At 72.3% G+C, this 21,949-nt stretch carries 25 protein-coding genes; 11 read left to right on the top strand and 14 right to left on the bottom strand.

Going from position 1 to position 21,949, the window contains the following annotated elements; genetic code table 11:
* Positions 1-9 precede the first annotated feature (9 nt).
* Positions 10-630 (bottom strand): TetR/AcrR family transcriptional regulator, encoded by a 621-nt coding sequence (locus AB0M30_RS14130; RefSeq protein WP_364584016.1) that lies wholly within the window; start codon positions 628-630, stop codon positions 10-12.
* Positions 631-749: 119 nt separating this feature from the next.
* The gene (locus AB0M30_RS14135) at positions 750-1,688 is read right to left on the bottom strand and encodes a beta-ketoacyl-ACP synthase III (RefSeq protein ID WP_364584019.1); all 939 of its coding nucleotides are present in this window, start codon (positions 1,686-1,688) and stop codon (positions 750-752) included.
* Between the two features lie 61 nt (positions 1,689-1,749).
* Here AB0M30_RS14135 and AB0M30_RS14140 point away from each other — a divergent pair, with 61 nt between their 5' ends.
* Positions 1,750-2,343: a TetR/AcrR family transcriptional regulator gene (locus AB0M30_RS14140; protein WP_364584021.1), complete on the top strand. Its 594-nt coding sequence runs from the start codon at positions 1,750-1,752 to the stop codon at positions 2,341-2,343.
* Positions 2,344-2,416: 73 nt separating this feature from the next.
* Here the strand turns inward: AB0M30_RS14140 and AB0M30_RS14145 are convergent, their stop codons facing one another.
* A complete protein-coding gene (locus AB0M30_RS14145) occupies positions 2,417-3,898 on the bottom strand; it encodes a non-reducing end alpha-L-arabinofuranosidase family hydrolase (RefSeq protein ID WP_364584023.1) in 1,482 nt (493 codons plus the stop codon).
* 293 nt (positions 3,899-4,191) lie between these two features.
* Here AB0M30_RS14145 and AB0M30_RS14150 point away from each other — a divergent pair, with 293 nt between their 5' ends.
* On the top strand, positions 4,192-4,785 hold the full coding sequence (locus AB0M30_RS14150; protein ID WP_364584025.1) for a dihydrofolate reductase family protein: 594 nt from the start codon (positions 4,192-4,194) through the stop codon (positions 4,783-4,785).
* Positions 4,786-4,865: 80 nt separating this feature from the next.
* The gene (locus tag AB0M30_RS14155; protein ID WP_364584028.1) at positions 4,866-5,420 is read left to right on the top strand and encodes a hypothetical protein; all 555 of its coding nucleotides are present in this window, start codon (positions 4,866-4,868) and stop codon (positions 5,418-5,420) included.
* Between the two features lie 21 nt (positions 5,421-5,441).
* Here AB0M30_RS14155 and AB0M30_RS14160 read toward each other — a convergent pair whose 3' ends face one another.
* Positions 5,442-5,897 (bottom strand): nitroreductase/quinone reductase family protein, encoded by a 456-nt coding sequence (locus tag AB0M30_RS14160; RefSeq protein ID WP_364584030.1) that lies wholly within the window; start codon positions 5,895-5,897, stop codon positions 5,442-5,444.
* A gap of 80 nt (positions 5,898-5,977) precedes the next feature.
* Between AB0M30_RS14160 and AB0M30_RS14165 the strand changes: the two genes are divergently transcribed.
* On the top strand, positions 5,978-6,595 hold the full coding sequence (locus tag AB0M30_RS14165) for a TetR family transcriptional regulator (protein WP_364584032.1): 618 nt from the start codon (positions 5,978-5,980) through the stop codon (positions 6,593-6,595).
* A 75-nt stretch (positions 6,596-6,670) separates the two neighbouring features.
* On the opposite strand, the gene AB0M30_RS14170 is transcribed toward AB0M30_RS14165, so the two are convergent.
* Positions 6,671-7,564 carry a glycosyltransferase family 2 protein gene (locus AB0M30_RS14170; RefSeq protein ID WP_364584035.1) on the bottom strand — a complete coding sequence of 298 codons (894 nt, stop codon included), beginning with the start codon at positions 7,562-7,564 and terminating at the stop codon, positions 6,671-6,673.
* A 66-nt stretch (positions 7,565-7,630) separates the two neighbouring features.
* On the opposite strand from AB0M30_RS14170, the gene AB0M30_RS14175 reads away from it, so the two are divergent.
* Positions 7,631-8,302, top strand: a complete 672-nt coding sequence (locus tag AB0M30_RS14175; protein ID WP_364584036.1) for a GNAT family N-acetyltransferase — start codon at positions 7,631-7,633, stop codon at positions 8,300-8,302.
* A gap of 1 nt (position 8,303) precedes the next feature.
* On the opposite strand, the gene AB0M30_RS14180 is transcribed toward AB0M30_RS14175, so the two are convergent.
* Positions 8,304-9,008: a VOC family protein gene (locus AB0M30_RS14180; protein ID WP_364584039.1), complete on the bottom strand. Its 705-nt coding sequence runs from the start codon at positions 9,006-9,008 to the stop codon at positions 8,304-8,306.
* Positions 9,009-9,115: 107 nt separating this feature from the next.
* Here AB0M30_RS14180 and AB0M30_RS14185 point away from each other — a divergent pair, with 107 nt between their 5' ends.
* Positions 9,116-9,883 (top strand): DUF6348 family protein, encoded by a 768-nt coding sequence (locus AB0M30_RS14185; protein WP_364584041.1) that lies wholly within the window; start codon positions 9,116-9,118, stop codon positions 9,881-9,883.
* Between the two features lie 51 nt (positions 9,884-9,934).
* A complete protein-coding gene (locus AB0M30_RS14190; protein WP_364584043.1) occupies positions 9,935-10,192 on the top strand; it encodes a hypothetical protein in 258 nt (85 codons plus the stop codon).
* 123 nt (positions 10,193-10,315) lie between these two features.
* Here the strand turns inward: AB0M30_RS14190 and AB0M30_RS14195 are convergent, their stop codons facing one another.
* The 4 genes from AB0M30_RS14195 to AB0M30_RS14210 all read right to left on the bottom strand — a co-directional run bounded on the left by AB0M30_RS14195 (position 10,316) and on the right by AB0M30_RS14210 (position 14,534).
* On the bottom strand, positions 10,316-11,143 hold the full coding sequence (locus tag AB0M30_RS14195) for a hypothetical protein (RefSeq protein WP_364584045.1): 828 nt from the start codon (positions 11,141-11,143) through the stop codon (positions 10,316-10,318).
* Between the two features lie 457 nt (positions 11,144-11,600).
* Entirely contained in the window at positions 11,601-12,179 is a 579-nt protein-coding gene (locus AB0M30_RS14200; RefSeq protein WP_364584048.1) for a hypothetical protein, read from the bottom strand.
* Positions 12,180-12,271: 92 nt separating this feature from the next.
* On the bottom strand, positions 12,272-13,240 hold the full coding sequence (locus AB0M30_RS14205) for an alpha/beta hydrolase (protein WP_364584050.1): 969 nt from the start codon (positions 13,238-13,240) through the stop codon (positions 12,272-12,274).
* Between the two features lie 97 nt (positions 13,241-13,337).
* Positions 13,338-14,534: an alpha/beta fold hydrolase gene (locus AB0M30_RS14210; protein ID WP_364584053.1), complete on the bottom strand. Its 1,197-nt coding sequence runs from the start codon at positions 14,532-14,534 to the stop codon at positions 13,338-13,340.
* 79 nt (positions 14,535-14,613) lie between these two features.
* Between AB0M30_RS14210 and AB0M30_RS14215 the strand changes: the two genes are divergently transcribed.
* From AB0M30_RS14215 to AB0M30_RS14225, 3 genes are all read left to right on the top strand, one after another.
* Positions 14,614-15,207, top strand: a complete 594-nt coding sequence (locus tag AB0M30_RS14215) for a TetR/AcrR family transcriptional regulator (protein WP_364584055.1) — start codon at positions 14,614-14,616, stop codon at positions 15,205-15,207.
* 354 nt (positions 15,208-15,561) lie between these two features.
* Positions 15,562-15,798, top strand: a complete 237-nt coding sequence (locus AB0M30_RS14220; protein ID WP_364584058.1) for a hypothetical protein — start codon at positions 15,562-15,564, stop codon at positions 15,796-15,798.
* A 73-nt stretch (positions 15,799-15,871) separates the two neighbouring features.
* The gene (locus AB0M30_RS14225; RefSeq protein WP_364584060.1) at positions 15,872-16,705 is read left to right on the top strand and encodes a hypothetical protein; all 834 of its coding nucleotides are present in this window, start codon (positions 15,872-15,874) and stop codon (positions 16,703-16,705) included.
* Positions 16,706-16,983: 278 nt separating this feature from the next.
* On the opposite strand, the gene AB0M30_RS14230 is transcribed toward AB0M30_RS14225, so the two are convergent.
* Complete coding sequence (locus AB0M30_RS14230) at positions 16,984-17,415, bottom strand: DUF6069 family protein (protein WP_364584062.1); 432 nt, start codon at positions 17,413-17,415, stop codon at positions 16,984-16,986.
* A gap of 64 nt (positions 17,416-17,479) precedes the next feature.
* On the opposite strand from AB0M30_RS14230, the gene AB0M30_RS14235 reads away from it, so the two are divergent.
* The gene (locus tag AB0M30_RS14235; RefSeq protein ID WP_364584065.1) at positions 17,480-17,968 is read left to right on the top strand and encodes a MarR family transcriptional regulator; all 489 of its coding nucleotides are present in this window, start codon (positions 17,480-17,482) and stop codon (positions 17,966-17,968) included.
* A 7-nt stretch (positions 17,969-17,975) separates the two neighbouring features.
* Here the strand turns inward: AB0M30_RS14235 and AB0M30_RS14240 are convergent, their stop codons facing one another.
* Genes AB0M30_RS14240 through AB0M30_RS14250 form a run of 3 tightly spaced genes read right to left on the bottom strand, consistent with a single transcriptional unit; the run spans position 17,976 to position 21,898 of the window.
* Positions 17,976-20,048, bottom strand: a complete 2,073-nt coding sequence (locus tag AB0M30_RS14240; RefSeq protein WP_364584068.1) for an iron ABC transporter permease — start codon at positions 20,046-20,048, stop codon at positions 17,976-17,978.
* A 2-nt stretch (positions 20,049-20,050) separates the two neighbouring features.
* On the bottom strand, positions 20,051-21,028 hold the full coding sequence (locus AB0M30_RS14245) for an iron-siderophore ABC transporter substrate-binding protein (protein WP_364584070.1): 978 nt from the start codon (positions 21,026-21,028) through the stop codon (positions 20,051-20,053).
* A 33-nt stretch (positions 21,029-21,061) separates the two neighbouring features.
* Positions 21,062-21,898, bottom strand: a complete 837-nt coding sequence (locus AB0M30_RS14250; RefSeq protein ID WP_364584072.1) for an ABC transporter ATP-binding protein — start codon at positions 21,896-21,898, stop codon at positions 21,062-21,064.
* Positions 21,899-21,949 lie beyond the last annotated feature (51 nt).

Here is a 21,949-nt window from a genome sequence, read left to right on the forward strand (position 1 = left end):
TTGTGTCCGCTACTGGGGCGCCATGCCGACGCCGAGCATCCGCAGCACGAGCCCGCCGTACTCCTTGCCCAGCGCGGCGGGCGTCTGGCGGGCGCGCTCGCTGTACCAGCGGGCGACGTCGACGCCGAGCGAAAGCACGGCCCGGGCGGCGACGTGCGGGTCGGACACGGTGAACACCCCGCTCTCGACGCCCTCGGCGATCACCTCGCGCACGATCCGCTCGATCCGGCGCCGCAGCTCGGCGACCACCTCGAACTCCTGCGCGGGCAGCGCCTGCAGCTCGTACTGGACGACCCGCGCGACGGTGTGGCGCCGCGCGTGCCACGCCACGAAGTCCTCGACGATCAGCCGGATCCGCTCGACGGGATCGGACTCCCTGGCGACGACGTTTTCGACCAGCGCGAGCGTCTGCTCGTGGCCGTACCGGCTGATCGCGAACAGCAGCGCGGCCTTGGACGGGAAGTGCACGTAGAGCGCGGCGGGCGACATCCCCGCGGCGGCGGCGATGTCCCGCGTGGTGGTGGCGTGGTAGCCGCGCTGGGCGAAGGCCTCCACGCCGGCCAGCATGAGCCGCCGGGCGGTCTCCGGCTGCACGTCCGGCCAGAGCTCGGCCGACAGCGACATCGTCATCCGGTGGTCCTCCCCGCTCGCGCGCCCGGACGGCGGCCACGACGGCCGGCCCGGTCGTGCCCATTGTAAGCGGGCGCTTTGCCGGGAAGGCCGGGGAGAGGTCCCGGCCCGTCCGTCACTCATGGGCAGGTGACGACCTGGCCCGCCCAGGAGAGCCCGCCGCCGAAGGCGAAGAGCAGCACCGGCTCGCCGGGCGGCAGCTCGCCGCGGGCGACCATTTTGGACAGTGCGAGCGGCACGGACGCCGCCGACGTGTTGCCCGAATCGACCACGTCCCGGCCGATCACGACGTCGTCGCGCAGATCGAGACGGCCGGTCAGCGCCTCGACGATCCGCAGGTTGGCCTGGTGGGTGACGACTCCGGCGAGGTCCGTGGTGGCGATGCCCGCGCGGCGGCAGGCCTCCTCGGCGACGGCGGGCAGCTCCTGGGCGGCCCAGCGGAACACGGACTGGCCGTCCTGGGCGAACGCGGGCTGCCACGCGTCCACGAGCCGGACCAGGTGCCGGCGCGAAGGGTCGGATCCCCAGACGACCGGGCCGAGCCCCGGCGCGTCGGCGGTGCCGAGGATGGCCGCGCCGGCCCCGTCGCCGAGGAGGACGCAGGTGCCGCGATCGGTCCAGTCGGTGACGTCCGACATCTTCTCGGCGCCGATGACCAGCGCGTGCCGGACGGCTCCGGCCTGGATGGCGTGGTCCGCGGTGGCCAAGGCGGTGCAGAAACCCGCGCAGCCGTTGTTGAGGTCGAAACAGACCGGGGCGGGGATGCCCAGCCGGCCCGCGACCTGGGCGGCGATCGACGGGCAGCGGTCGATCGCGGTGCAGGTGGCCACGGTGACCAGGCCGATTTCGCCGGGGTCCAGGCCGGCCGCGGCCAGTGCCTTCGCCGCGGCTTCGGTGGCCAGGTCGGCCACCGAGCCGTCGGCGATGTGGCGGGTGGCGATGCCGGTGCGGCGGCGGATCCACTCGTCGGAGGTGTCGACCATGCCTTCCAGGTCGGCGTTGGTCAGCACGCGGGCGGGCTGGTGGTGGCCGAGCGCGGTCAGGCGGGAGCCGGGCATGGGGTCCTCCTCAGGAGCCGGGCAAAATAGCAACCGATCGTTCGTAATCTATAGTGTTCGCATGAGTCCCCGGAAGTCCCTGGCCGAATCCCGGCTCACCCGGCAGCGCATCCTTGACACCGGCTTGGTGATCGCGTCGGCGGAGGGACTGGAAGGGCTGACCATCGGGCGGCTCGCCGCCGAGCTGGGGATGAGCAAGGCGGGCGTGATCGGTCACTTCGGCACCAAGGAGAGCCTCCAGCTGGCCGTCGTCGACGCCGCCACCGGGATGTTCGTCCGCGAGGTGCCCGAACGTGCGCGCGGGGTGGCGCGCGGCCTGCCGTACCTGCGCGCGGCTTGCGAGGCGTGGATTTCCTATCTGGAACGGGAACTCCTGCCCGGCGGCTGCTTCTTCACCGCGGCCGCGGCCGAGTTCGACGGCCGGGACGGACCGGTGCGCGATGCCATCGTGCGGGCCGACCAGCTCTGGCAGCGCGAGCTGCGGCTCAACATCTGGCGGGCGGTGAGCCTGGCGGAACTGCCGCCGGACACCGACATCGACCAGCTGCTCTACGAGATCGTCGCGATCATGCTGGCCCTCAACCACTTCCTGCAGCTGCACGGCGACCGGCAGGCGCCGGCTCGCGCCCGCCGGGCGCTGGAACGACTGGTGTAAAGCCGCTGGGACCGGAAGAGGCGGGCCCGGCTTGCGCCGAGCCCGCCCGCTCCGGTTCACCGTTCCCGCTCGATCAGCGCTGCAGGGTCAGCACGCCCGGCTTGTACGGCAGGAGGCCGTAGTCCATGCCGTCGGAGCTCGGGTCGCGCCCCTGGTAGAGCAGCTGCAGGTTGCAGGGGTCGACGGTCTTGGTCTGGTCGGGGTTGGTGCGAACCAGATCGCCGTGGCTGATGTCGTTGGTCCAGGTGGCGCCGCTGTTGGCCTTGCCGGCGAAGGGATTGCTCTCGGTGGCGGCCTGCGGAGTCCACGAGCCGCCCAGGCTGGTGGCGGTGAACGAGCGGAAGAAGCGCCGCTCGTTCGTCCCTCGCGCCTCGACGATCATGAGGTACTGGTTCTGGCCCTGGACCTTGTAGACCTCGGGCGCTTCGAACAGGTTGACGGGAGTGTCGCTCATGATCTTCGTGTACGACGAGCCGAAGCTGCCCGGGAAGTTCCCGATGGGCATGCCGGCGCGGTAGATGCCGCCGTTGTCATCGGCGAAGAACAGGTACATGTTCGTGTCGTCGCCGATGATGGTCTGGTCGAGGGGAGCGCCACCGGCGATGGTGCCGGTGAACAGCGTCTGCGGTGCGGACCAGCCGTTGGGGTTGGTGGGGTCGCTCGAGGTGCGGTAGGAGAAGGTCGGCCCACCCCACTGGTAGGCGAGCACCCAGACGTTCTTCGGGGCGAAGTAGAACAGCGTCGGCGCGACGGCCCCGATGGACAACGTGTTCTGGCCGGCGGCGGCCATGTCGGACCAGTTCGTGAAGGGGGTGAAGCTCATCGACCCCCAGCTCGATCCGGTGTCGTGCGTCGTGCCGTAGACGACGTGCTTGCCGTTGTAGACGACGTTGGTGAAGTCCTTGAGCGCGACCCACCCGGACTTCGGGTTCGCCAGCGGACCGGTCGACGACCAGCGGTACGTCGACGGCAGCGTGCAGGGGGCGCTGCCCCCGTCGACCTGGACGAGCTGCCACTGCTGGTCGGTGCCGCTCCCGCTGCTCGCCTGCACCACACCGGCGCCATCGGCCGTCGAGGCGCCCTGCACGGCGGCCACCTTGCCGCTGTTGCGGTTGACCAGCCGGACGTACCCGCCGCCGGAGTCGGCGAGGCTGAACTGCTGGTTGGCGCCGCCGTTGTCGGTCCACTGCACCACACTGGCGCCGTCGGCGGTGGACGCGCCCAGCACGTCGGCGAGCTTGCCGGAGTGCCGCGCGCGCAGCTTGTAGTTGCCGCCGCCGGCGTCCACGAACTGGAACTGCTGGTTGGTGGCGTTGGAGCGGGTCCACTGGATGAGGTTGGCGCCGTCGGCGGTGGAGGCGCCGTTGACGTCGAGGGCCTTGCCGCTGTTGCGGTTCAGCAGGACGTACCAGGCGCTGGTGTCCACAGTGGCCGCCGACGCCGTGGCCGGGGCCACCGTGAGCAGCCCGCCCGCGACGGCCACGACCACCGCGGCGGCCGACCCCGCGCGCCACCGGCGGCGCCACCTCGCGGTACGCGCAAGTCCAAGCGACATGGCAGCTTTCCTTTCGGCGTAGGGACCGCCCGCGCACTGTTAGCGTTAACATTTTGCGCCGGATGCGGTGGGGACGAGGAAGGGCACGGGATGGGTGATCGATCGGCGGTGCGGCTGAACGCAGTAGGAGGACTCTGAACGATTGCGTCGGCCGCGTCAAGATGTAACGCGAAGGTTTCGGGTTCTTCGACCGGGCTGTCGAATCCGGCGTCGCGCGATCGACGCATCGGTGAGAGCGGCTTCGTGTCCAAGGGGCACGCCGCCGCCGGCTGTCCGGACGAAGGGGAATGAAAATGGCCAGGACACCACTGCGGCTGTACATGTCCATGTCGGTCGACGGCTACATCGCCGGGCCGGACGACCGGCCGGGCCAGGAACTCGGCCGCGGCGGCGGGCGCTTGTTCGACTGGCTGGACGACCGGATGTCCGAGGGTGTCAACGGGCAGGTGTACGCCGAGGCCTCGTCGACCGGTGCGGTGGTATCCGGCCGCCGGACGTTCGAGCTGGCCGGGCGGTGGCAGGGCGACCACCACGACGGCGTGCCGATCCACGTGCTCACCCACCGCATCGACCCGGCCGACGAGCCGCCCGGCAGCGCGAAGTTCTACACCGACGTCACCGCGTGTGCGGTCGAGGCCCGGGAAGCGGCGGGAGGCCGGGCCGTGCTGGTCCACGGCGCGGGAGCGGCGCGGGCCTTGCTGGCGGCGGGCCAGCTCGACGAGCTCGAACTGCACCTGATCCCGGTCCTGCTGGGCGGCGGGCGCCGCCTGTTCGAGCCGGCCGGACTCGGCCCCGTCGAACTGGAACCCGTCCGGCGGCTCGAAGGCCGCAACGCCACGCATCTGCGTTACCGCATCGTCCGGGACGGCCCTGAATCGCCGCGCTGAAGCGGGACGATCCGCGGCGAGTACGGCCGGTCGCGCCGGATTCGCTGCGCTGAACGGGTGTTCCCGGTATCGCGGCGGTCGTGGACCGCCTCTGCGGGGAGCACGTCGCCGCAGCCTGGTCCGGCGACTTCCGGTGGTGTGGGGAGCTGGTCGGCATGCTCGTGGAGCGGGAAGAGAACTGGCTGCTGGAGGAGTACAAGCTGCTTTCAGCGCACTACTTCCACGAAGATCAGATCTACTTCCGGATGGGCGGGCTGCTCATCACGCTGAACAGCGCGCTGATCGCCTTCTCGGCGACTTCGAGCGGGGTGGCCCGGTTGCCGCAGGTCGTGCTCGTGTTGTTTTCCGTGTTCGGTCTCGCCGTGACGATCGCGTGGATGGCGATGTTGTGGCGGATCCGTGCCGTCCGGCAGATCAGCAGCGCCCGGATCGGGGAGATCGAGGCCGCGCTCGAAGCGACTTGGTCGGCCACGGTTCCGTCTCCGCGGATCCGGCTGCGCATGCGGGAGCGGATGTCCGCGAGGGCAGGGTGCCTGCCTTCACGGCTGGCGACCAGTGTGCCCGCGACGACCTTGTTCTTGGTGGTTCCGGTGGTGGCGGCCGGTTATTGGGCCTGCCTGCCGTTCTGGCGCTGAGGTGACTGTGCGGCCGGCGGGTCAGGCGTCGGCGGGTTCGAGGACGACGACCGGAATCTTCCGCTCGGTGTAGGTCGCATAGGTCGCATAAGGCTTGTAGACCGCCACCGCTCGCTCCCACAAGCGAGCCCGCTCCGCACCTTCGGCGACGCGCGGGCGGACTCGCCGGCGTTCGCCGCCGGGCAGTTCCACCTCGGTGGCCGCCATCGCCGTCAGGTTGTGGAACCACGCCGGGTGGGCGTCCACGCCGCCTTTCGAGGCGACGACGACCAGCCGCGGCGAGTCGTCGACGTAGATCAAGGGGCTGATCCGGGCCTCGCCGGACTTGCGGCCGACGTGGTGCAGCAGCAGCACGGGCGCGCCGCCGAAGAACGACCCGCCCACCTTGCCGCCGGTGGTGCGGAACAGGAACGTGTTGAGCCGCGCCAAGCGGCGCTGCAGCTTCCAGTAGCGGGACGTCGGCGGGGGAGGCTTCATGCCCAAATGCTGTCACAAAGTGCCAAGTGTCGTCAACTGACAAAAGTCTGACCGTGACGCGGCTGTCGTATGCTGGCGGCATGGAGAAGCTCGGCCTGCGGGAACGGAAGAAGCAGCGGACGCGGGAAGCTTTGATCGACGCGGCCCACGCGCTGTTCTGCGCCAACGGCTTCGAGGCCACGACCATCGACCAGATCGCCGAATCGGTCGAAGTCTCCTCGCGAACGTTCTTCCGGTACTTCACCTCGAAGGAGGACGTGGCGCTGGCCCTCGCGGACGACCAGATCACGGCGGTGCTCGAGGCGTTCGCCGCGCAACCGGCCGGCCTGCCGGTCCTGACCGCGCTGCGAACGGCCGCGGTCGAAGTCATCCGGACGGCCGAGACCGACACGCGCTTCCACAGCCTGCAAGACGTGATCTCGGTCAGCCCGGCGCTGACGGCCGCACGCATCGAGCGGGCGACCGCCCGGTTCGACGAGGTGGCGCGGCTGATCGGCGCCCGCATGGGCGTGGACCCGGCCGCGGATCCCCGCCCGTACCTGGTGGCCTCGGTAGCGCTGTGCGCGGTGCAGACGGCAGTGGCCGCGTGGCGGGCGGCCGGCCACCCGGCGCCGGAATCCGAGCTGACCGGGCAGGCGTTCGACCTGCTGTCCGCCGGCCTGGACTACCCCGCAGGGCCGCCGGCCGCCAGTCAGTGACATCGGGGTGGGAGGGCGAGCCCTTTCCGGGTTCCGGTCGGCGCCGCCGGGTACTTCCGCTTCGGTACCCCGGCGCTACGCTCCGCGGAGAACGTCCTTGAGTGCGTCGGGAATGACCGCGGTCGGCAGCAACGCGGTCAGCCGATCGGTGAGCCGGCTGTCGCGGACGAGGCTTCTCGCGGCGAGGCCGGCGCCGACGGCGGCCGCGTCCGGCTGCCGCCGAGCCCAGGTTCGCGCCAGTTCACCGGCCAGCAGGAGCTGGTAGTCCTCGCGCATGTGCCAGCCGATGCCCGGATCGAGGCGAGTGTTGGCGGCGAACGCGGATCCCGCGTTGGCGACCTTGCGGGTGAACTGCGCCAGTCCGCGGTCGGGCACGTGCAGGATCCCCAGGGGCCGCTCGGCGGCGAGTCCGCCGAGCGCGGCGCCGGTCGCGCTGTGGTTGCCGACGCCGACCGTCACCCCGGGATCGGCGCGGTGGCACACTTTGTTCCCGATCCGCGTGCCGCGCGCCGACAGCGCCAGGGTGTCGCGCAGGACGTGCGTCGACGGCCACGGACCGCTGCGAGCGGGATCGGCTACCAGGTTGTCGCGGACCATTTCCACGGTGCCGCACCGGCTGTCGACGGCGGCCAGCGCGTCCGGGCTCGCCGTCCGGTCCACGTCGGTCGCCGCGCCGGGCCAGAGGAACTCGTCGGCGTCACCGTTGATCACCCAGCCGGCGCCGTGCGCCTCCGCGGCGCGCCGGGCCATCGCGGTGACCCACCGGCTCTGCTCGTAGTCGCGGCCCGGCTCGTGCCACAGCTCCAAGACCCCGGCGTCGCGGTAGCGTTCCAGGATTTCGGTGGTGCCGTCGACGGACCCGTTGTCCGTCGCCACGACGAAATCCACCCCCGCGGCGAGGTGGTGCTCCACCGTGGCCGCCACGATGTCGGCCTCGTCGCGCACCAGCAACGTCATCACGATCCGCACTCGCCAACCCCCAGTAGATTTCGAACGGAGATCAGCATACAAGCCGGAAATCGATCGCCGAGGTCCATGGCCGAGCTGTCCATCCGTCGTACCAAAGGCGACACCGACAACGAGGCCGGCACGCTGAGCAGAGTCGGCGAAGTGCACGCCGCGTGCTCGCCCGATCGAAAACCATACCCCGCGGCCGACACCTCTATCGGCTTGAGGGAGTACGCCGCCCGGAGCCACGATGACCCGGTGACGAACGTGACCCGCCTTGCCCGGCCGGGCGACCGCGCCGGCGCTCTGGACGTTTGGCAGCTGGCCAACACCGCCCGGGGCAAAGCGCCCGGCCAGGAACGCATCGCCCGTGTCCAGGCCAAGCTGGCCGATCCGGCCGCACTGGTCATCGTCGCCGAACGCTCCGGCGAACTCGCGGGCATGGCGTTGGCCGAGGCGGGCAGGGACCGGGACGGGACAGGCGGAGTCCTGCCGGGTTTGTGCCACATTTCCATGGTCTTCGTCCGTCCCGGCCACTGGGGAAACCGGATCGGAGAACTCTTGCTCGACGCTGTGGGCGAGCAGGCCGTCCGCCGGGGCCAGGCACTCCTGCAACTGTGGACCGGGGAAGGCAACCAGCGCGCCCTGCGTCTTTATGCCCGGTGCGGGTTCCGGCCCAGCGGCCGTACCGGACTTCTCGGAACCGGCGAGCGGATTATCCACCTCACGCGCAGGAGCCTGCCCGAGGGCCAAGTCTGATCTACCGAGGCGGGAGAACACAGAACTCGTTGCCGTCCGGATCCGCCAGGACGACGGTGCCGTCGTCGCGGGCGTCGAGCCGAGCGGCGCCGAGGGAGATCAGCGCGTCGACCGCCGCCTGCTGGTCGCCGTCCGCCGGGAGCAGCTCGAAGCGCTGCCGGTTCGGTGCCTCGGGTGTGCTTTCCCAGGTGTCCCAGGCGATTTTCGTGCCGCCGCGCGGTGATTGGATCGCGGTCTGCTCGCCCCGGTCCCACACCAGGGGCCGGCCCAGCGCCTCGCTCCAGAACAGGCCGGCCTGCCGGGTGCCGGCGCAGGTGAGCTCGCCCAGCGGGCCGCACCCGGCGAGGTAGCCGTTGCCGGGCTCGATCACGCAGAACTCGTATCCTGCCGGGTCGGCCAGGACGACGTGCGCCTCCTCGGGTCGCTGCCCGACGTCGACGTGGCGACCACCGAGCCGGATCGCCGTGGCGACCGTGCGCCGCTGGTCGTCGAGGTCGGCGCTGGTCAGGTGCAGGTGCATCCGGTTCGCGCCGGGTTGCCCGGCACGGCCCGGGACGAACCGCAGGCCGAGCTGGGTTTCGGTGCCCGGTAGCAGCAAACCGTCGGTGTCTTTGATGACCTCCCGGCCGAGCAGTCCGGCCCAGAAGCGTGCCGGTTCGGCCGGGTTGTCCGCCTCGAAGGTCACCGCCAGCAGTCGTGAAGGCATCACCGGAATGTAGACACCGCCGCCATGAGGCGGCAAGGCAATAGGGGACCGGGGGTGGATGGCTTATTCGGTCCCCGGACGTGCTCAGGACGGCTGGCATCCGCCGCATGTTCGGGAAACGAGGCCGTCGGGGTGCCGCCGGAGCGGGCGCGAAGCGCCTGCCGGATCTGGAGTTCCTCGCCCTGGTGCGAGCCAGCCTCGAGGCGAGCGCGCCCGGCGTGACACGGGGCGCCGAACTCAAGGGCAATTCACTGATCAGCCCTCGGGGTTGGGCGGTGGGCGTAACACCGCCACAGCACGGCGGCGATCATCACTACGACCTCGTCGCGCTGCCCGACATCACCATCCAGCCCGACGTGCCGTGTTTCCTCGACTGTGCCATGGCTTTCTCCGGCGATCCCGGGCACGCGGCCGACGCGTGGACGCAGACGGCGGGCGCGTGCCTGCTGGAGCTGCTCGATCGGCGCGGGCGTTTCGCCGAGCACATCGGACCCGGCGAAACCCGCGGCGTTCCGGGCTGGCACACGATCACCTCCGGCGCGGTCGCCTTCGGCCTCGACGCCGACGAGAACCGGCGCCTGCAGATCACGCTGCTGGAGGCGAACGTGCTGTCCAGCATCGCTGCCACGTTTACCGCCGACCTGGAATCGCCGTTCTTCAACGGCGTCAAGGTCTTCTACGGCGGCCGGCCCGGCGCGATGACGGCCGAAATCCGGATCAACGGAGAACGGCACGACGCCGCGTCGGCCGCCATGGCAGCGTTGAACCTGCCCGAGCCGGCCACGTTCACCGCTGCCCGCTACTACGCGCTGCTGCTCCCGGTCCCGGCCGGCGGCGGGGAGCCGGACTACCCGGCCACGTCCCTCGAACCCTAGGCGCGACCCACGTCACCGGTGCCCCGGGTGGGGCGCCGCATACTCGGGGGTATGCCGTTGTTCGACTACTTCCGTGCAACCGACGCCGACGCCGTGCGGCAGGTGATAGACGCTCGTCGTGGGCACACACCGGTGGGCGATGTGTTCGACGGGATCGAGGCGAAGGGCGTCGATCCGACGGTCGTGCTGGGCATGATGATCGCGGCGATCCAGCAGGTGCCGTGGAACCCGGACCTGGTGGCCGACAGTCTCGTTTGGCCGGCGGGCCGGGAAGCCGACGAGCTGATGTTCTGCTGGATAAGCCTCTGATCGAGGCCGCCGGACCCCTGATGCGCGCTGAAGGAACGCGGTGACGTCGCGGTTGCCGATCACCGACCCGAGCCGGGCAACCGCGTGCGGACGCGGTTGCCCGGCTCGTGGGCGCGCGCGACCTCAGCCGGCGCAGGTCCAGGTGGCCGGCACCAACGTCTTGCCGTCTGCCGACAGGCGCTGTCCGGCGAGTTCGCCGTCCTCCGTCACCACCCGGACCCAGCGTTCGGAGGTGATGTTGCCGGTGAACGTGGTACCGCGCCACACACCCAGTTCCCGCGCGGTGCCGCCGACGGGGGTGTACGAGGCAACCAGCAGCCCGTGGGAGTTGATCCCGCGCGGGGAGGGGCGATCCTGCGCCTCGTACCGGTACACCAGGCTTCCGGTCGCGTCCCACATGTGCAGGCTGGTGTAGTCGCCGAAAGCCTGGCCGAGTGCGTAACCGCCCTGGAACAGCTGGACCTGGAGGTCGGGAGAGCCGGCGAGCCGGTGGGTGGTCCCGTCCGGCGACCACACCGATCCCTTCTCGGTCACCACGTTGCCCGCGTTGTCGATGCCGACCGCCACGTCGTCGGCGACGATCTGGTAGGTGCCCGGCCGGTCCCGCTTCCACACGACACTCTGGTAGGGACCAGGGAAGGCGTAGGAGGTACCGACGATGTCACCGGAATCGTTGATGGCATCGGCGGACACACTGGCCCCGGCGGGGCCGGGGAGCGTCTGGAACGTGCCGTCGCGGTACACGAAGGGCGCGCCCGAGAGCCCGTCGTGGCCCACCATCTCGCCGCTGCCGTTGACCCCGAAAACGTAGCTGGACTTGCTGGCCGGCGCGTTCACGTCGACGAGGGCACCGTGGTGCCACAGCAAGAACCTCCCGTCGGTCGCTTGACCGGCCAGGTAGCCGTCCGAGCCCGCGGCCCACACCGCTCCGCTCGTGACACCTGCCGGCAACGGCAGGGCCGACGACGTCCAAGTGCATTGATCCTGAGTCCGCGCTTGAGCGGGAACGGATCCCCCGAACAGTGCCACCAACGCAGCACAAATGACCAAAATGCGACGCATTCGTTTCCCCCCAGGGTCGCTGAAACGTGCCAACCGTACCACGCCGGTCAGGGTGCGTGGAGATCTTTTCCGGCCGGCCGGCCTGCTGCCGGCGGAGCCGGCCCTGCGGCCACCCGGGTGTCCACTGTGGACCGAATCGCGCCTGGGCGTGGGTCGGTCCGAGCAGCCTCGCCCCCGGCGATCGCCCTCGGGGTAGGGGGCCCAAGAACACCCGCATTCCCCGCCCCTCGGCGGCGTTTCGGGTCGTGCTTCCTCCGGGCGCGGCGGCGGCCGGCGCCACCACGCCCTCCGACCACGACGGGTGCCGGCCGAACTGCGCTACTGAGCTTGCCGCCGCTGGGACTGTTCAGGGCAGGCTGAAGAACGCGAGGCCCAGCGGGGAGTGGCCCGGGACCGCGATCCGGACCGGGCCGCCGACGCGGGGTTCGCCCAGCACGCGGAGGTGGCCCGTCTGCTCGATGTGGCGGGCCAGGACGTCGTCGGTGCCGGTCAGCTTGAACGCCAGCTCGGTGCCGTCGGGAGTTCGGGCCAGCCGCCAGGGCTCGGCCGCCGCGGGGCCGATGACCTGCAGTTCGGTCCACGTTGCCGGGAGCCGGGAGCGGAAGCGCACCGAGTCGACCAGCGCGGCCACCGCCGAGAGACCGGCGATGAACGCCGAGCTGACGAGCGGCGCGCGCCACGGTCCGTCCGGCAGCAGCGTGAGCGCCGCCAAGGCGACGGCCAGCACCGCGCAGATGCCGGCGATGGCGCGGGAAGCCCGGACCCGGGCGCGCGTGGCCGCCACGAGGACCGCGTCCTCGTCCGGTGGTGCGGTCGGCGTTCCCGGATCGCCGGGCACCGGCTCGGCTGGTGACTGCTTGCGCCGCAGCTCCCGGAGCGCGGCCACCGGCCGGATCGGGTCCCGGCCGGACTTCGTGATCCCCACGCGCCGAGAGTACGCCACGAGCGGGCCGTCGAGAGCGTAGCGAGCGGACCAGCTCGCGCGCCTCCGGTCCTCCTACCGGCAGGGCAGTGCGGTCACCGGCGGCACTCCGGCAGGCGGTGCAGGATTTCGACGATCCGCCGGAACTGCTCGGCGGTCGCGGCGTGCCCCGCGTCCACCGTGTGGACGTCGAAGCGGTTGTGCGGGGTCAGCCGGTCGGCTTCGGTGATCATCCGGTCCTGCAGCGCGAGGGGGATCATCCGGTCCGCGGTGTGCCGGATGTAGGTCCGCGGGATGCGGCCCCAAGTGTCCGGTTGGACCTGGGAGTTCTCCCTGCCCACGGTCAGCGACTCATCGGGGTGCAGGGCGGCGAGCATGGCGTGGAACTCGGCGTCGCTCGCGCCGGCCATCAGCACCTTTTTCAGCCTGGTCAGGGTTTCGACGTCGGCGGTGCGGTAGTTGGCCCGCACCGCGCCGATGACCGCGGGGTCGGCGACCACCAGGGCGGCGACGTCGCCGGCCAGGGTCGTCGAACCCTCCGGGGTGGTCAGGTAGTCCTCCGGGCAGGCCAGGTCCACGCAGCAGAACGCGCTGTCGTAGACGATCCGGTCGATCAGGTGGGGCACCGCGTTGCCGACCCGGTTCAGCGTCGCTCCGCCCATGCTGCCGCCGTAGAGCACGACCGGGCCGAACTCGGCGACCGTGCGGACCGTTTCGATCGCCGCCGCGGCGTACGCGTCGAGGCCGACACCCGCCATCGGCGACGGCCGGGTCGCCAGGGACGCCGGATCCTGCGGACACTGGTAGTCGAGGGCGAACTGCGCGTCGGTGGCGCGGTGCCCGGGCAGGTCCACCCCCACGGTTCGGTGCCCGCGCAGCGACAGCGCGTCGATCCCGCCCGGGTTCCCGCTCGCACCGGTGACGACCACGAACGTCGTCGTGCGGCCCGTGCCGGTGCGGGCCTGTGCCGTCGCGCCGCCTCCCGCCAGGGTGAGGCCACCGGCCGTCACGCCCAGCGTCGCCGCGCGCAACGCCGTGCGCCTGGAATGCCGTGTTTTCGTCATGACGCCAAGGGAACCGCGCCGGGCTGTCCCGGGGTAAGCGGTGAAGGTGGACATCGGGGGCGACGAAAGTTGATGGGCGGTGTGAGAGGGCACGTCGTCAGAACAGGGCCGGGTCGGCGAGGGCCCGCCTGCTGATGCCGGGGACGTAGGCGCCCAGCGCGGCGATGAGCGCACGGATGCCGCTGCGGGTTTCGGTGGTCAGTGCGGCGGTGCGGGCCACGTCGAGTTCGTTGGCGATGGTCAGGACAGCGAAGTCGGTCAGGTCGTCGGCGGTCAGGGGGACGGTCTCGCCGGTGAAGCGGTCCGTGAGCGGCAGCGGTGTCGCGCCGAGGTGGGCGTAGGTCTTGCTCCGGTCGCACACGTCGTAGAGGTGGACGAGGGCCTCGGCGTCGTCGCCGATGGCCGCGCGCAGGCGGGCCCGGCGATCCGGCGGCAGCAGCGGGTGCGGGAAGCCGTCGGTGCCGTAGGTGGCGTGGCACAGCGCGGCGAGGCGGGCGCGCCGGCTCCCGCCCCACTCGGCCACCTGATCGCGGACGCGCCGGAGGTGGCCGAGGAGATGGCCGCCGGGGTGGCTGACCCGCTCCGCGCCGAGACCGCGCAGGAGCGCGAGCGCGGGCCACTCGGTGGTGACGGCGGCGAGCGTTTCGGCCAGCGCCACCGGCCGGTCCCGGGCGATCAGGTGCCCGGCCCCGGGGATGCGGGTCACCGCGGCGTGCGGAGCCTGACGCAGCAAGCGGTCGACGTCGTCGTCGGTGACGGGCGACCCGTCGCCGCCGCGCACCAGCAGGATCGGCAAGTCGAGCCGAGCGGTGATTTCCCGCAGCCGGGGAACCCCGGCCAGGATGTCTTCGACGAGTCCGGCGTGCGTGTCGAGCAGGCCGCCCGCGGCGAGGAAGCGGCGGACCCGGCCCGGATCCAGGCCGGGGACGACGTCCACCAGCACGAGACCCGCCACCCCGGCCCGGACCGCCGGGTCGCCGAGGGCGGCGATGGCGGCGAGTCCGCCGAGCGAGGCGCCCACGACCACGCAGCCCGGCGGTTCGGCGTGGAGCATGGCGGCGACGTCGTCCGCGCAGAGCGCGAGCGTCCGCGGCGAGCCGGCACTGTCACCGTGCCCGCGTTGGTCGAAGGCCACGCACCGGAACCCGGCCTCGGCGAGGACGTCGGTGACCGGCGTCCAGACCCGGCGCCGCTCACCGCCGGCGTGCAGCAGCAGCACGGTCGGTCCGGCGCCGGTCTCGTGTCCTTTGAGGACCGCGTCCGGACGCGCGAGGCGCCGCTCCCGAACGATCACGGTGGCCGCCCCTCTACCTTGTGGTGTCAAGGTAAGACGGTAGGCCCCGTACTTTGACCAGTCAAGGTATGCTGACGGCGTGACCTCTCCGCGTGTGCGCCGTCCTCCCGAGGAGGCCCGGCGCCTGATCCTGGACGCCGCCGAGCGGATCCTGGCCGAGGGTGGCGTCGCCGCGGTGCAGGTCCGGGCCGTCGCCGCGCGGGTCGGCATGACGGACGCCGGGATCAGCCACCACTTCGGCGGCCGCGACCACCTCCTGGAAGCGCTGCTGCGGCACGGCGGCCGGAAGGTCCGCGCCGGGGTGGCGGAGGTGCTGCGGTCCTGGCTCGAGCGCGGCGCCGACCTCGGTGAGCTCGTCGACACGCTGGCCGCGTTCTACCGCGATGGCTACGGCGAACTGGCCGTGGCGCTGCACGCCGCCGGGTGGCGGGATCGGGGCTCGGGGATGCTCGCCCCGGTCGTCGACGCGCTGCACGCCCTGCGGACCGACGCGGCGGACGTCGAGGACACCAGGCTCGCCGTGGCCGCACTCCACCAGGCCCTCGTCACCGAGTCCTTGTACGGTCCCGTGTTCCGCCGCAGCGCCGGCGTCACCGGCCGGGCGGCCACGGCCAGCGGGCCGCAGCTGCGCTGGTGGACAGCGCACCTCTCGCGCTCACTCGGCCTTTCCTAGCGTCGGTGCGCCGGTCCCGGGCAGACTGACCGTCATGAACCACGCCGCTCGCGAGTTCAGGCGGTTGCGAGACACCATCGAGCGGCTGCTGCCCGGCACCGCCCCGTTCCGGCCCGGCGCCACCGAGCACGATCTCGACCGGCTCGCCGCCGAAACCGGCCTCACCCTCCCGGACGACCTCTGCGCGCTGCTCCGCGTCTCGGCCGGCCAGGACGACCCCGACCGGCTGTGCGGCCCGCTCAACTTCCACCACTTCCTGACCATCGACGAGATGATCGGGATGCACCGCATGCTGACCGACGCCGTCGGCGACCTGGCCACCCCGTCGAGCAACCCGCCTACTACCGGTGGACCGTGTGGTCGCCGTCCTGGCTGCCGTTCCTCGCCTTCGAAGGCGATTGCTACCTGGTGGACCTCGACCCCGGCGAGCGGGGCACCGCCGGCCAGGTCGTGTTCCGCCCCAACGTGCCGGACCTCGGCGCACCCCAGGCGCCGTCGCTCGCCGCGTTCCTCGCCCGTGCCGCCGACCTCGTCGAAGCCGGGCACGCCTCCGTGGAAGAGAGCACCCTCGTCCTCCTCGACCTGTACTGAACCGCCCTGGCCGGCCGTCGCGACCGGGTGGTCCTGCTGGTGACCGGTGGGGGAGTGCGGTACAACCGGAAGCGTGGCCGAGCGCGTCCGGCGTCCCGACCCGCACGTTTCCGTCGAGCGTGACGTGCTGGTGCGGTACCTCGACGCGTGGACGGCGACCGTGCTGCGGTCCCCGCGCGGCGCCACGTACGTCGAGTGCGGGGATTTCGCCGCCGATGCCTTCCGGGTCTTCGGCGAGTTCGCCGACCGGCTGGCCGGCCACCCCCTGGAGGCGGTCCTCGTCGGACGGCCGATCCCGCCGGGCGGCGCTCCGGCCGGGCTGGCCGTCCGGACCGTCGCCGACCTCGGGGAGGTCGAGGTGCCCGGGCCGATGCTGGCGCACCTGTCCGGTGCCTGGCCGCCGGCACTGCTGCGGGGCAAGGCGCACGAGGTCCTGCTCTCGGCCGAGCCGGACCCGGCCCACCGGGACCGGCTGCGGGCGGTGGGCCTCGGGTGCGTGGTGGCGGTGGACCTGGTGGCCGACGATGGAACCGCGCGGGCGCTGGTGTTCGCGACGGCGGACACCCGGCACCTCGCGACGTTCAAGACCGAGCTGTGGGCGGTGGACGAGTTCGCGGGCATCCGCTACCGCGACCCGCGTGACGCCGAAGGCGCGCTGGTCGACATCTCGCTCACCCCGCAGCTGCTGCCGTTGCGGCGGGCACTGCTGGCGGAACTGGCCCGGCGGGGCGCCCGCACGGTCGCCGAGCTGCAACGGTTCACGCTGCTCGAGACGATCTACCGGGCCGAGGACGCCGTCGGTGCGCTGACCGCCGCGGTGGCGGCCGGTCAGCTCACGCGGGAACCGGAGAAGGGCCGGCTGGGCTCCCGCACGGTCCTCTCGGCGGGTTGGTCGGCCGTCCGGTAGGGCATCGAGCCGGAGCACGAACTGGTTGAGCCGGTCGAAGCAGCGTTCGACCACGTTGCGCTGCCTGTAGGCCTCGGGATCGGAGGCCGGTGGCCGCCCGCCGCGGGCGCCTTCGGCTGCGCGGTGGGCGGCGTCGATGTCATCGGCAACGAACCAGCTGCGGGTTGTCACAACCGCGGCCGTTCGTGCGCGGTATTCAGGGCTCGTAGCGATCAGGCAGGGGCACGCCACGTCCGCAAACCGACCGGACCGCAGCTGGATCGCCTACCGGACAAGCCTCAGTCGGCCGTCCCGACCGCTTGGACGCTGCCGGGGGACGGGACCAGGGTCGGGCGGAGTGCGGTGACGACCGCCGTGGTGACGACCAGGTGCATGAGCATCAGCCCGATGACGTTGGCGGCCGTGGCGCCCACGTTGAGCAGCATCAGGTCGGGCACCCAGGTCAGGACGAGGACCGCGGGGACGACCACGCGCAGCGCGTTCGGCGCCCGGCGGGCGATCACGAACCAGCCGACGGTGCCCAGCAGCAGCCCGATGGCGGTGGCCGGCAGGTAGGCCGCGGGTGACAGGCCCATGCGGATCCCGCCGTCGTCGAGCGACACCGCCCCGAGGGCGATGACGGTGTTCACCGCGGCCGCCGCCAACAGGGCGAAGCCGAGGCGGACGGCGGTGGTGGCGGTGGGGGCGGCCGGTTTGGCGGTGGTGAGCATCGCTCCTCCTTGGGTTTAACGTGCAACCCAAACGGTAGGTTGGGTTGCGTGTTAAAGTCAAGCCGTGCGTGACGACCAACCGTTTCCCCGGCTCGGTGAAGGCGAGCAGCGAGCGTGGCTCAACCTGGTGAAGGTCCTGCTGACGCTGCCGGGCGCGCTGGAGAGCCAGCTGCTGCGGGACGCCGACCTGACGCTGCTGGGCTACATGATCCTGGCGCGGCTCTCGATGGTGCCGGGCGAACGCCTGCGGATGAGCCAGATCGCGGAGATGGCCAACGGGTCACTGCCGCGCATTTCGCACGCGGTGGCGCGCCTGGAGGACCGGGGCTGGGTGACGCGCGAGGTCTGCACCGGCCAGGGCCGCCGGTTCACGACCGCGACCTTGACCGACGCCGGCCGCGCGCATCTGGCGGCCTCCGCGCCCGCCCACGTCGCGATGGTCCGCCAGCTGGTGGTGGAGCCGCTGGGCGACGACTTCGTGGGGGTCGGCGACGCCGTGGGGCGGATCGTCGAGACCCTCGGGCTGCCCACGGAAGTGCTCAAACGCCGGTAGGAACCGGTCAGCGGGTCCGGTGGCGGTACAGGAGCCACCCGAAGTACGGCGCGCCGATGATCGCGGTCATCAGACCGGCCGGGAGCTGGCCCGGGGCGATGACCGTGCGGCCGGCCGTGTCCGCCGCGCAGACCAGGATCGCGCCCAGCAACGCCGCCGCGGGCAGCAGGCGCGAGTGCCGGCTGCCCACGATCGCGCGGGCCGCGTGCGGGGCGACCAGCCCGACGAACGTCAGCACCCCGATGCCCGCGACCGCCGCGCCGGTCAGCAGGACGGCGCACGACAGCAGCAGCAACCGCGTCCGGGCCACCGGCACGCCCAGGACCCGTGGCGTTTCGTCGTCCAGCGCCAGCAGGTCGAGCTCGCGCCGCAGGCGGACCAGCACCGGCGCCACCAGCAGCAGCGCCAGCACCATCGGCACGAGGTGCGGGAACGTCCGCCCGTAGGTCGAACCGCCCAGCCAGGTCAGCGCCTTGGTCTCGTTCCACGGGGCGGACAGGGCGATCAGCAGCGTCACCAGCGCCTGCGACGCCGCGTGCACGCCGAAACCGATCAGCACCAGGCGTTCGCCGGCGAACCCGCCCCGGGCGGCCACGGCGAACACCACGGCCATCGCCACGGCGGCGCCCACGCCCGCGGACCCGGTCAGGGCCCAGAACCCGACGCCGGACACGCCCGTGAGCACGGCGACCGCGCCGAGGCCCGCCCCGCCGACGACCCCGATCATCCCCGGTTCGGCCAGCGGGTTGCGGGCGACCGCCTGGGTGAGCGCGCCACCCAGCGCCAGTGCCGCGCCCGCCAGCAGCGCGGCCACCACCCGGGGGACGCGGGTGTCCAGCACGCCGGTGACGATCGGGCCCGCCTGGCCGCTCACCCAGTTGACGACGTCGCCCAGCAGCAGCTTCGCGTCGCCGAGCAGGACCGCACCCACGGCGGCACCGGCCACCGCGAGCGCCAGCACGACGAGAACCACCCGGTACCGCGCGGCGCTGACGCCGGCTCGCGCGCCGGCCGCGGGCGGTGCGGCGGTCGCCGAACTGATCCGGGCCGTCCGGGCGAGGACCACGAGGAACAGCGTGCCGAGGATCGTCGTCACGACGCCCGTCGGTACCTCCAGGGCTCGTTGCGGGCCGACGAGCGCGCGCAGCAGCACGTCGGCGCCCAGCAGGAGAGCCGCGCCCAGGGCCGCGGAGCACGGGAGCAGCGCGGCGTGCCGGTGCAGGCCCGGTACCACCGACGCGAGCAGCCGGGCCACGGCCGGCGCGGCGAGGCCGACGAACCCGATCGGGCCGGCCAGGGTCACCGACGCCGCGGCCAGCAGCACGGCCAGCGTGATCGCGGCGAACCGGACCCGTCCGATGTGGACACCCAGCGTCCTGGCGTGGTCGTCACCGACGTGGATCAGGTCGAGCCGCCGGGCCATGGCGAGCAGCGCGGCGAGCGCAACGCCGGCGACGGGGCCGAGCGTGCGGAGGCCGCCCAGCCCGTTCTGCTCCAGCGATCCCTCGCCCCAGGCGAAGAGACCGCGGGTTTCCTGGGCGTACAACAGCAACAGGACCTGCGTCACGGAGGTCAGGGCCAGCGCGATCGCGGTGCCCGCCAGCACCAGCCGCACGATCCCGGTGCCGCCCGTCCCGGACAGCGCGAGCACGAACACCGCCGCGGCCAGCCCGCCCGCGAACGCGACCCCGGTCGCGCCGAGCAAGGGCAGCGAGACGCCGAACGCGGCCACGGCGACGACCGCCAGGTGCGCCCCGGCGTTGACGGCCAGCGTGTCCGGCGACGCCAAGGTGTTGCGGGACACCGACTGCAGCACCGCGCCGGCCACGCCGAGCGCGCCCCCGACGACCAGCGCCGCGAGCAAGCGCGGCAACCGCGACTCGACCACGACGGCGGCCGTGTCGCCGGTCCCGCCGCCGAACACCAGCCGCAGCACGTCCAGCGCGGCCAGGTTCGCGGTGCCCTGCGTCAGGTGCACCGCCGAACCCAGCAGGATCAGCGCGGCGAGCCCGCTGCCGAGCAGCGCGGGCCGCCCGCGCCGCCGGACGGCGGCCACGGGCGGCCCGGTCCGGGTGACCACCGCTAGTTCTCGAGCGCGGCGACGGCCGCGTCGACGAACTGCGCCATGGACTTCGGGCCGCCGAACATCCACAGGGAATCCGGGAAGCGGTGCACCTTGCCGCTCTTGACGAACGGGAGGCTCGTCCAGATCGCGTTGCCCGCCAGCTGCTGCTGGTACGGGTCGCCGTCGGCGTTGTTGGCGATGTACCAGAACCGCACGTCGGGCAGCCGGGTCAGCCCCTCGACGTCGGCCTGCGCGAGGCCGTAGACCGCGTCGCCGTCCATCGGCCAGGCGGTCTCGAGGCCGAGGCGGCCGAACACCGCGGAGACCAGCGCACCCTTGGTGTAGGGCCGGATGCTGACCGAGCCGGAGGTGACGTAGGCGTCGGAGAACGCGACTTTCTGCCCCAGGGCGCCTCGCTTCGCCACTTCGGCGCGGCCCGCGGCGAGCTTCTGCTCGAACTCGGCCTTCAGCAGCGCGGCCTTGGCCTCGGTACCGGTGGCCTTCGCGATGACGTCCAACCCGGCGTACATCCCGGCGACCGGGTCCTGGGCGTTGCCGCCGTTGATGACGACGACCGGGACCTTCGCCTCGATCTGCTCGAGCGCGCCTTCGGTCACGCTGTCGGTGACGACCACCAGGTCGAGCCCCAGCGAGCCGAGCGTGTCGAGACTCGGCTCGCCGCGGGTGCCGATGTCCTTCGGCGTGCCGTCGAGCTTTTCCGCGCTGACCCACTGGCCGTAACCCTTGATGTCGGACACGCCGACCGGCACGACGCCGAGCGACACGAGGTGCTCGACGGCGTTCCACTCGGTCGCCGCGACGCGCTTGGCCGGGCCGGGCAGCTTCACCTCCTTGCCGCGCGAGTCGACGACCGTGACCGGGCCGGCGCCGCTCGTGGCGGCGGCGTTGACCGTGGGCGCCTCGGTGGTCCCGCAGCCGGCCACGAAGAACGTGGCGGCCGCGGACAGGCCGAGGAGCAGCCGGGTGATCCGCATGTCTCTCCTGGGTTTTCGATGACGGCGCACCGGTCAGGCCGACGCGGTGCGCGCGCTGGTGTCGTTGAAGCGGCCGACCGCGCGGGTGTGGATCCGCCCGCCGGCCGGGTCGGGCACGACGTCCACGCGGATGCCGTAGGCGCGGGTGAGGTTTTCCGGGGTCAGCACGTCGGCGGGGGAGCCCTCGGCGGTGACCCGGCCGCCTTCGAGCAGCAGCACCCGGTCGGCGACCGCCGCGGCCTGGTCGAGGTCGTGCAGCACCACACCGACCCCGACGCCGTGCCGGTCGGCGAGGTCGCGGACGACGTCGAGGATCTCGACCTGGTACCGCAGGTCGAGGAAGGTCGTGGGTTCGTCGAGCAGCAGCAGCCCGGTGTCCTGGGCCAGGCAGGCGGCGAGCCACACCCGCTGCGCCTGGCCGCCGGACAGCGCCTGCACCGGCCGGTCGGCGAGCGCGGACAGGCCGGTCAGCTCCATCGCCCGCGCGACGGCGGCGGGTCCCCCGGGGTCGCGGCCGCCCCACCGTGACCGGTGCGGGTGCCTGCCGAACTCGACCAGCTCCCGGACGCACACCCCGCCCGGCGCGGTCCGGTGCTGCGACAGCAGGGTGATCCGCCGGGCAACGTCCTTTCCGGACAGAGCGCGCAGGTCGGCGCCGTCGGCGAAGGTGACCGAGCCGGTGACCGGCGGGTGCAGCCGGGCGAGCGCCCGCAGCAGGGTCGACTTCCCGCTGCCGTTCGGGCCGATCAGCGCGGTCACGGTCCCCGCGGTGAGGGAGACGGACGCGGCACGCACGACGACGTCGTCGCCGTAGGCGACGTCGACCTCGCGGGCGTGCACACCGGGATCGGCGTGGTGGGGCAGGGACACACGAGGACAATAAGGTCAGGCTTACCTAACCTACAAGGTGGCGGACGGCAC

The organism is Amycolatopsis sp. NPDC051716, from assembly GCF_040681595.1.
In the GTDB taxonomy this organism is placed as follows: domain Bacteria; phylum Actinomycetota; class Actinomycetes; order Mycobacteriales; family Pseudonocardiaceae; genus Amycolatopsis.

Coding starts and splice junctions, on each gene's coding strand:
- AB0M30_RS14205 (WP_364584050.1), bottom strand. CDS start 13,240: ATGACGAAAACACGGCATTCCAGGCGCACGGCGTTGCGCGCGGCGACG.
- AB0M30_RS14150 (WP_364584025.1), top strand. CDS start 4,192: ATGGCCAGGACACCACTGCGGCTGTACATGTCCATGTCGGTCGACGGC.
- AB0M30_RS14245 (WP_364584070.1), bottom strand. CDS start 21,028: ATGCGGATCACCCGGCTGCTCCTCGGCCTGTCCGCGGCCGCCACGTTC.
- AB0M30_RS14190 (WP_364584043.1), top strand. CDS start 9,935: ATGCCGTTGTTCGACTACTTCCGTGCAACCGACGCCGACGCCGTGCGG.
- AB0M30_RS14230 (WP_364584062.1), bottom strand. CDS start 17,415: ATGCTCACCACCGCCAAACCGGCCGCCCCCACCGCCACCACCGCCGTC.
- AB0M30_RS14180 (WP_364584039.1), bottom strand. CDS start 9,008: ATGCCTTCACGACTGCTGGCGGTGACCTTCGAGGCGGACAACCCGGCC.
- AB0M30_RS14130 (WP_364584016.1), bottom strand. CDS start 630: ATGACGATGTCGCTGTCGGCCGAGCTCTGGCCGGACGTGCAGCCGGAG.
- AB0M30_RS14135 (WP_364584019.1), bottom strand. CDS start 1,688: ATGCCCGGCTCCCGCCTGACCGCGCTCGGCCACCACCAGCCCGCCCGC.
- AB0M30_RS14140 (WP_364584021.1), top strand. CDS start 1,750: ATGAGTCCCCGGAAGTCCCTGGCCGAATCCCGGCTCACCCGGCAGCGC.
- AB0M30_RS14165 (WP_364584032.1), top strand. CDS start 5,978: ATGGAGAAGCTCGGCCTGCGGGAACGGAAGAAGCAGCGGACGCGGGAA.
- AB0M30_RS14145 (WP_364584023.1), bottom strand. CDS start 3,898: ATGTCGCTTGGACTTGCGCGTACCGCGAGGTGGCGCCGCCGGTGGCGC.
- AB0M30_RS14160 (WP_364584030.1), bottom strand. CDS start 5,897: ATGAAGCCTCCCCCGCCGACGTCCCGCTACTGGAAGCTGCAGCGCCGC.
- AB0M30_RS14185 (WP_364584041.1), top strand. CDS start 9,116: ATGTTCGGGAAACGAGGCCGTCGGGGTGCCGCCGGAGCGGGCGCGAAG.
- AB0M30_RS14175 (WP_364584036.1), top strand. CDS start 7,631: ATGGCCGAGCTGTCCATCCGTCGTACCAAAGGCGACACCGACAACGAG.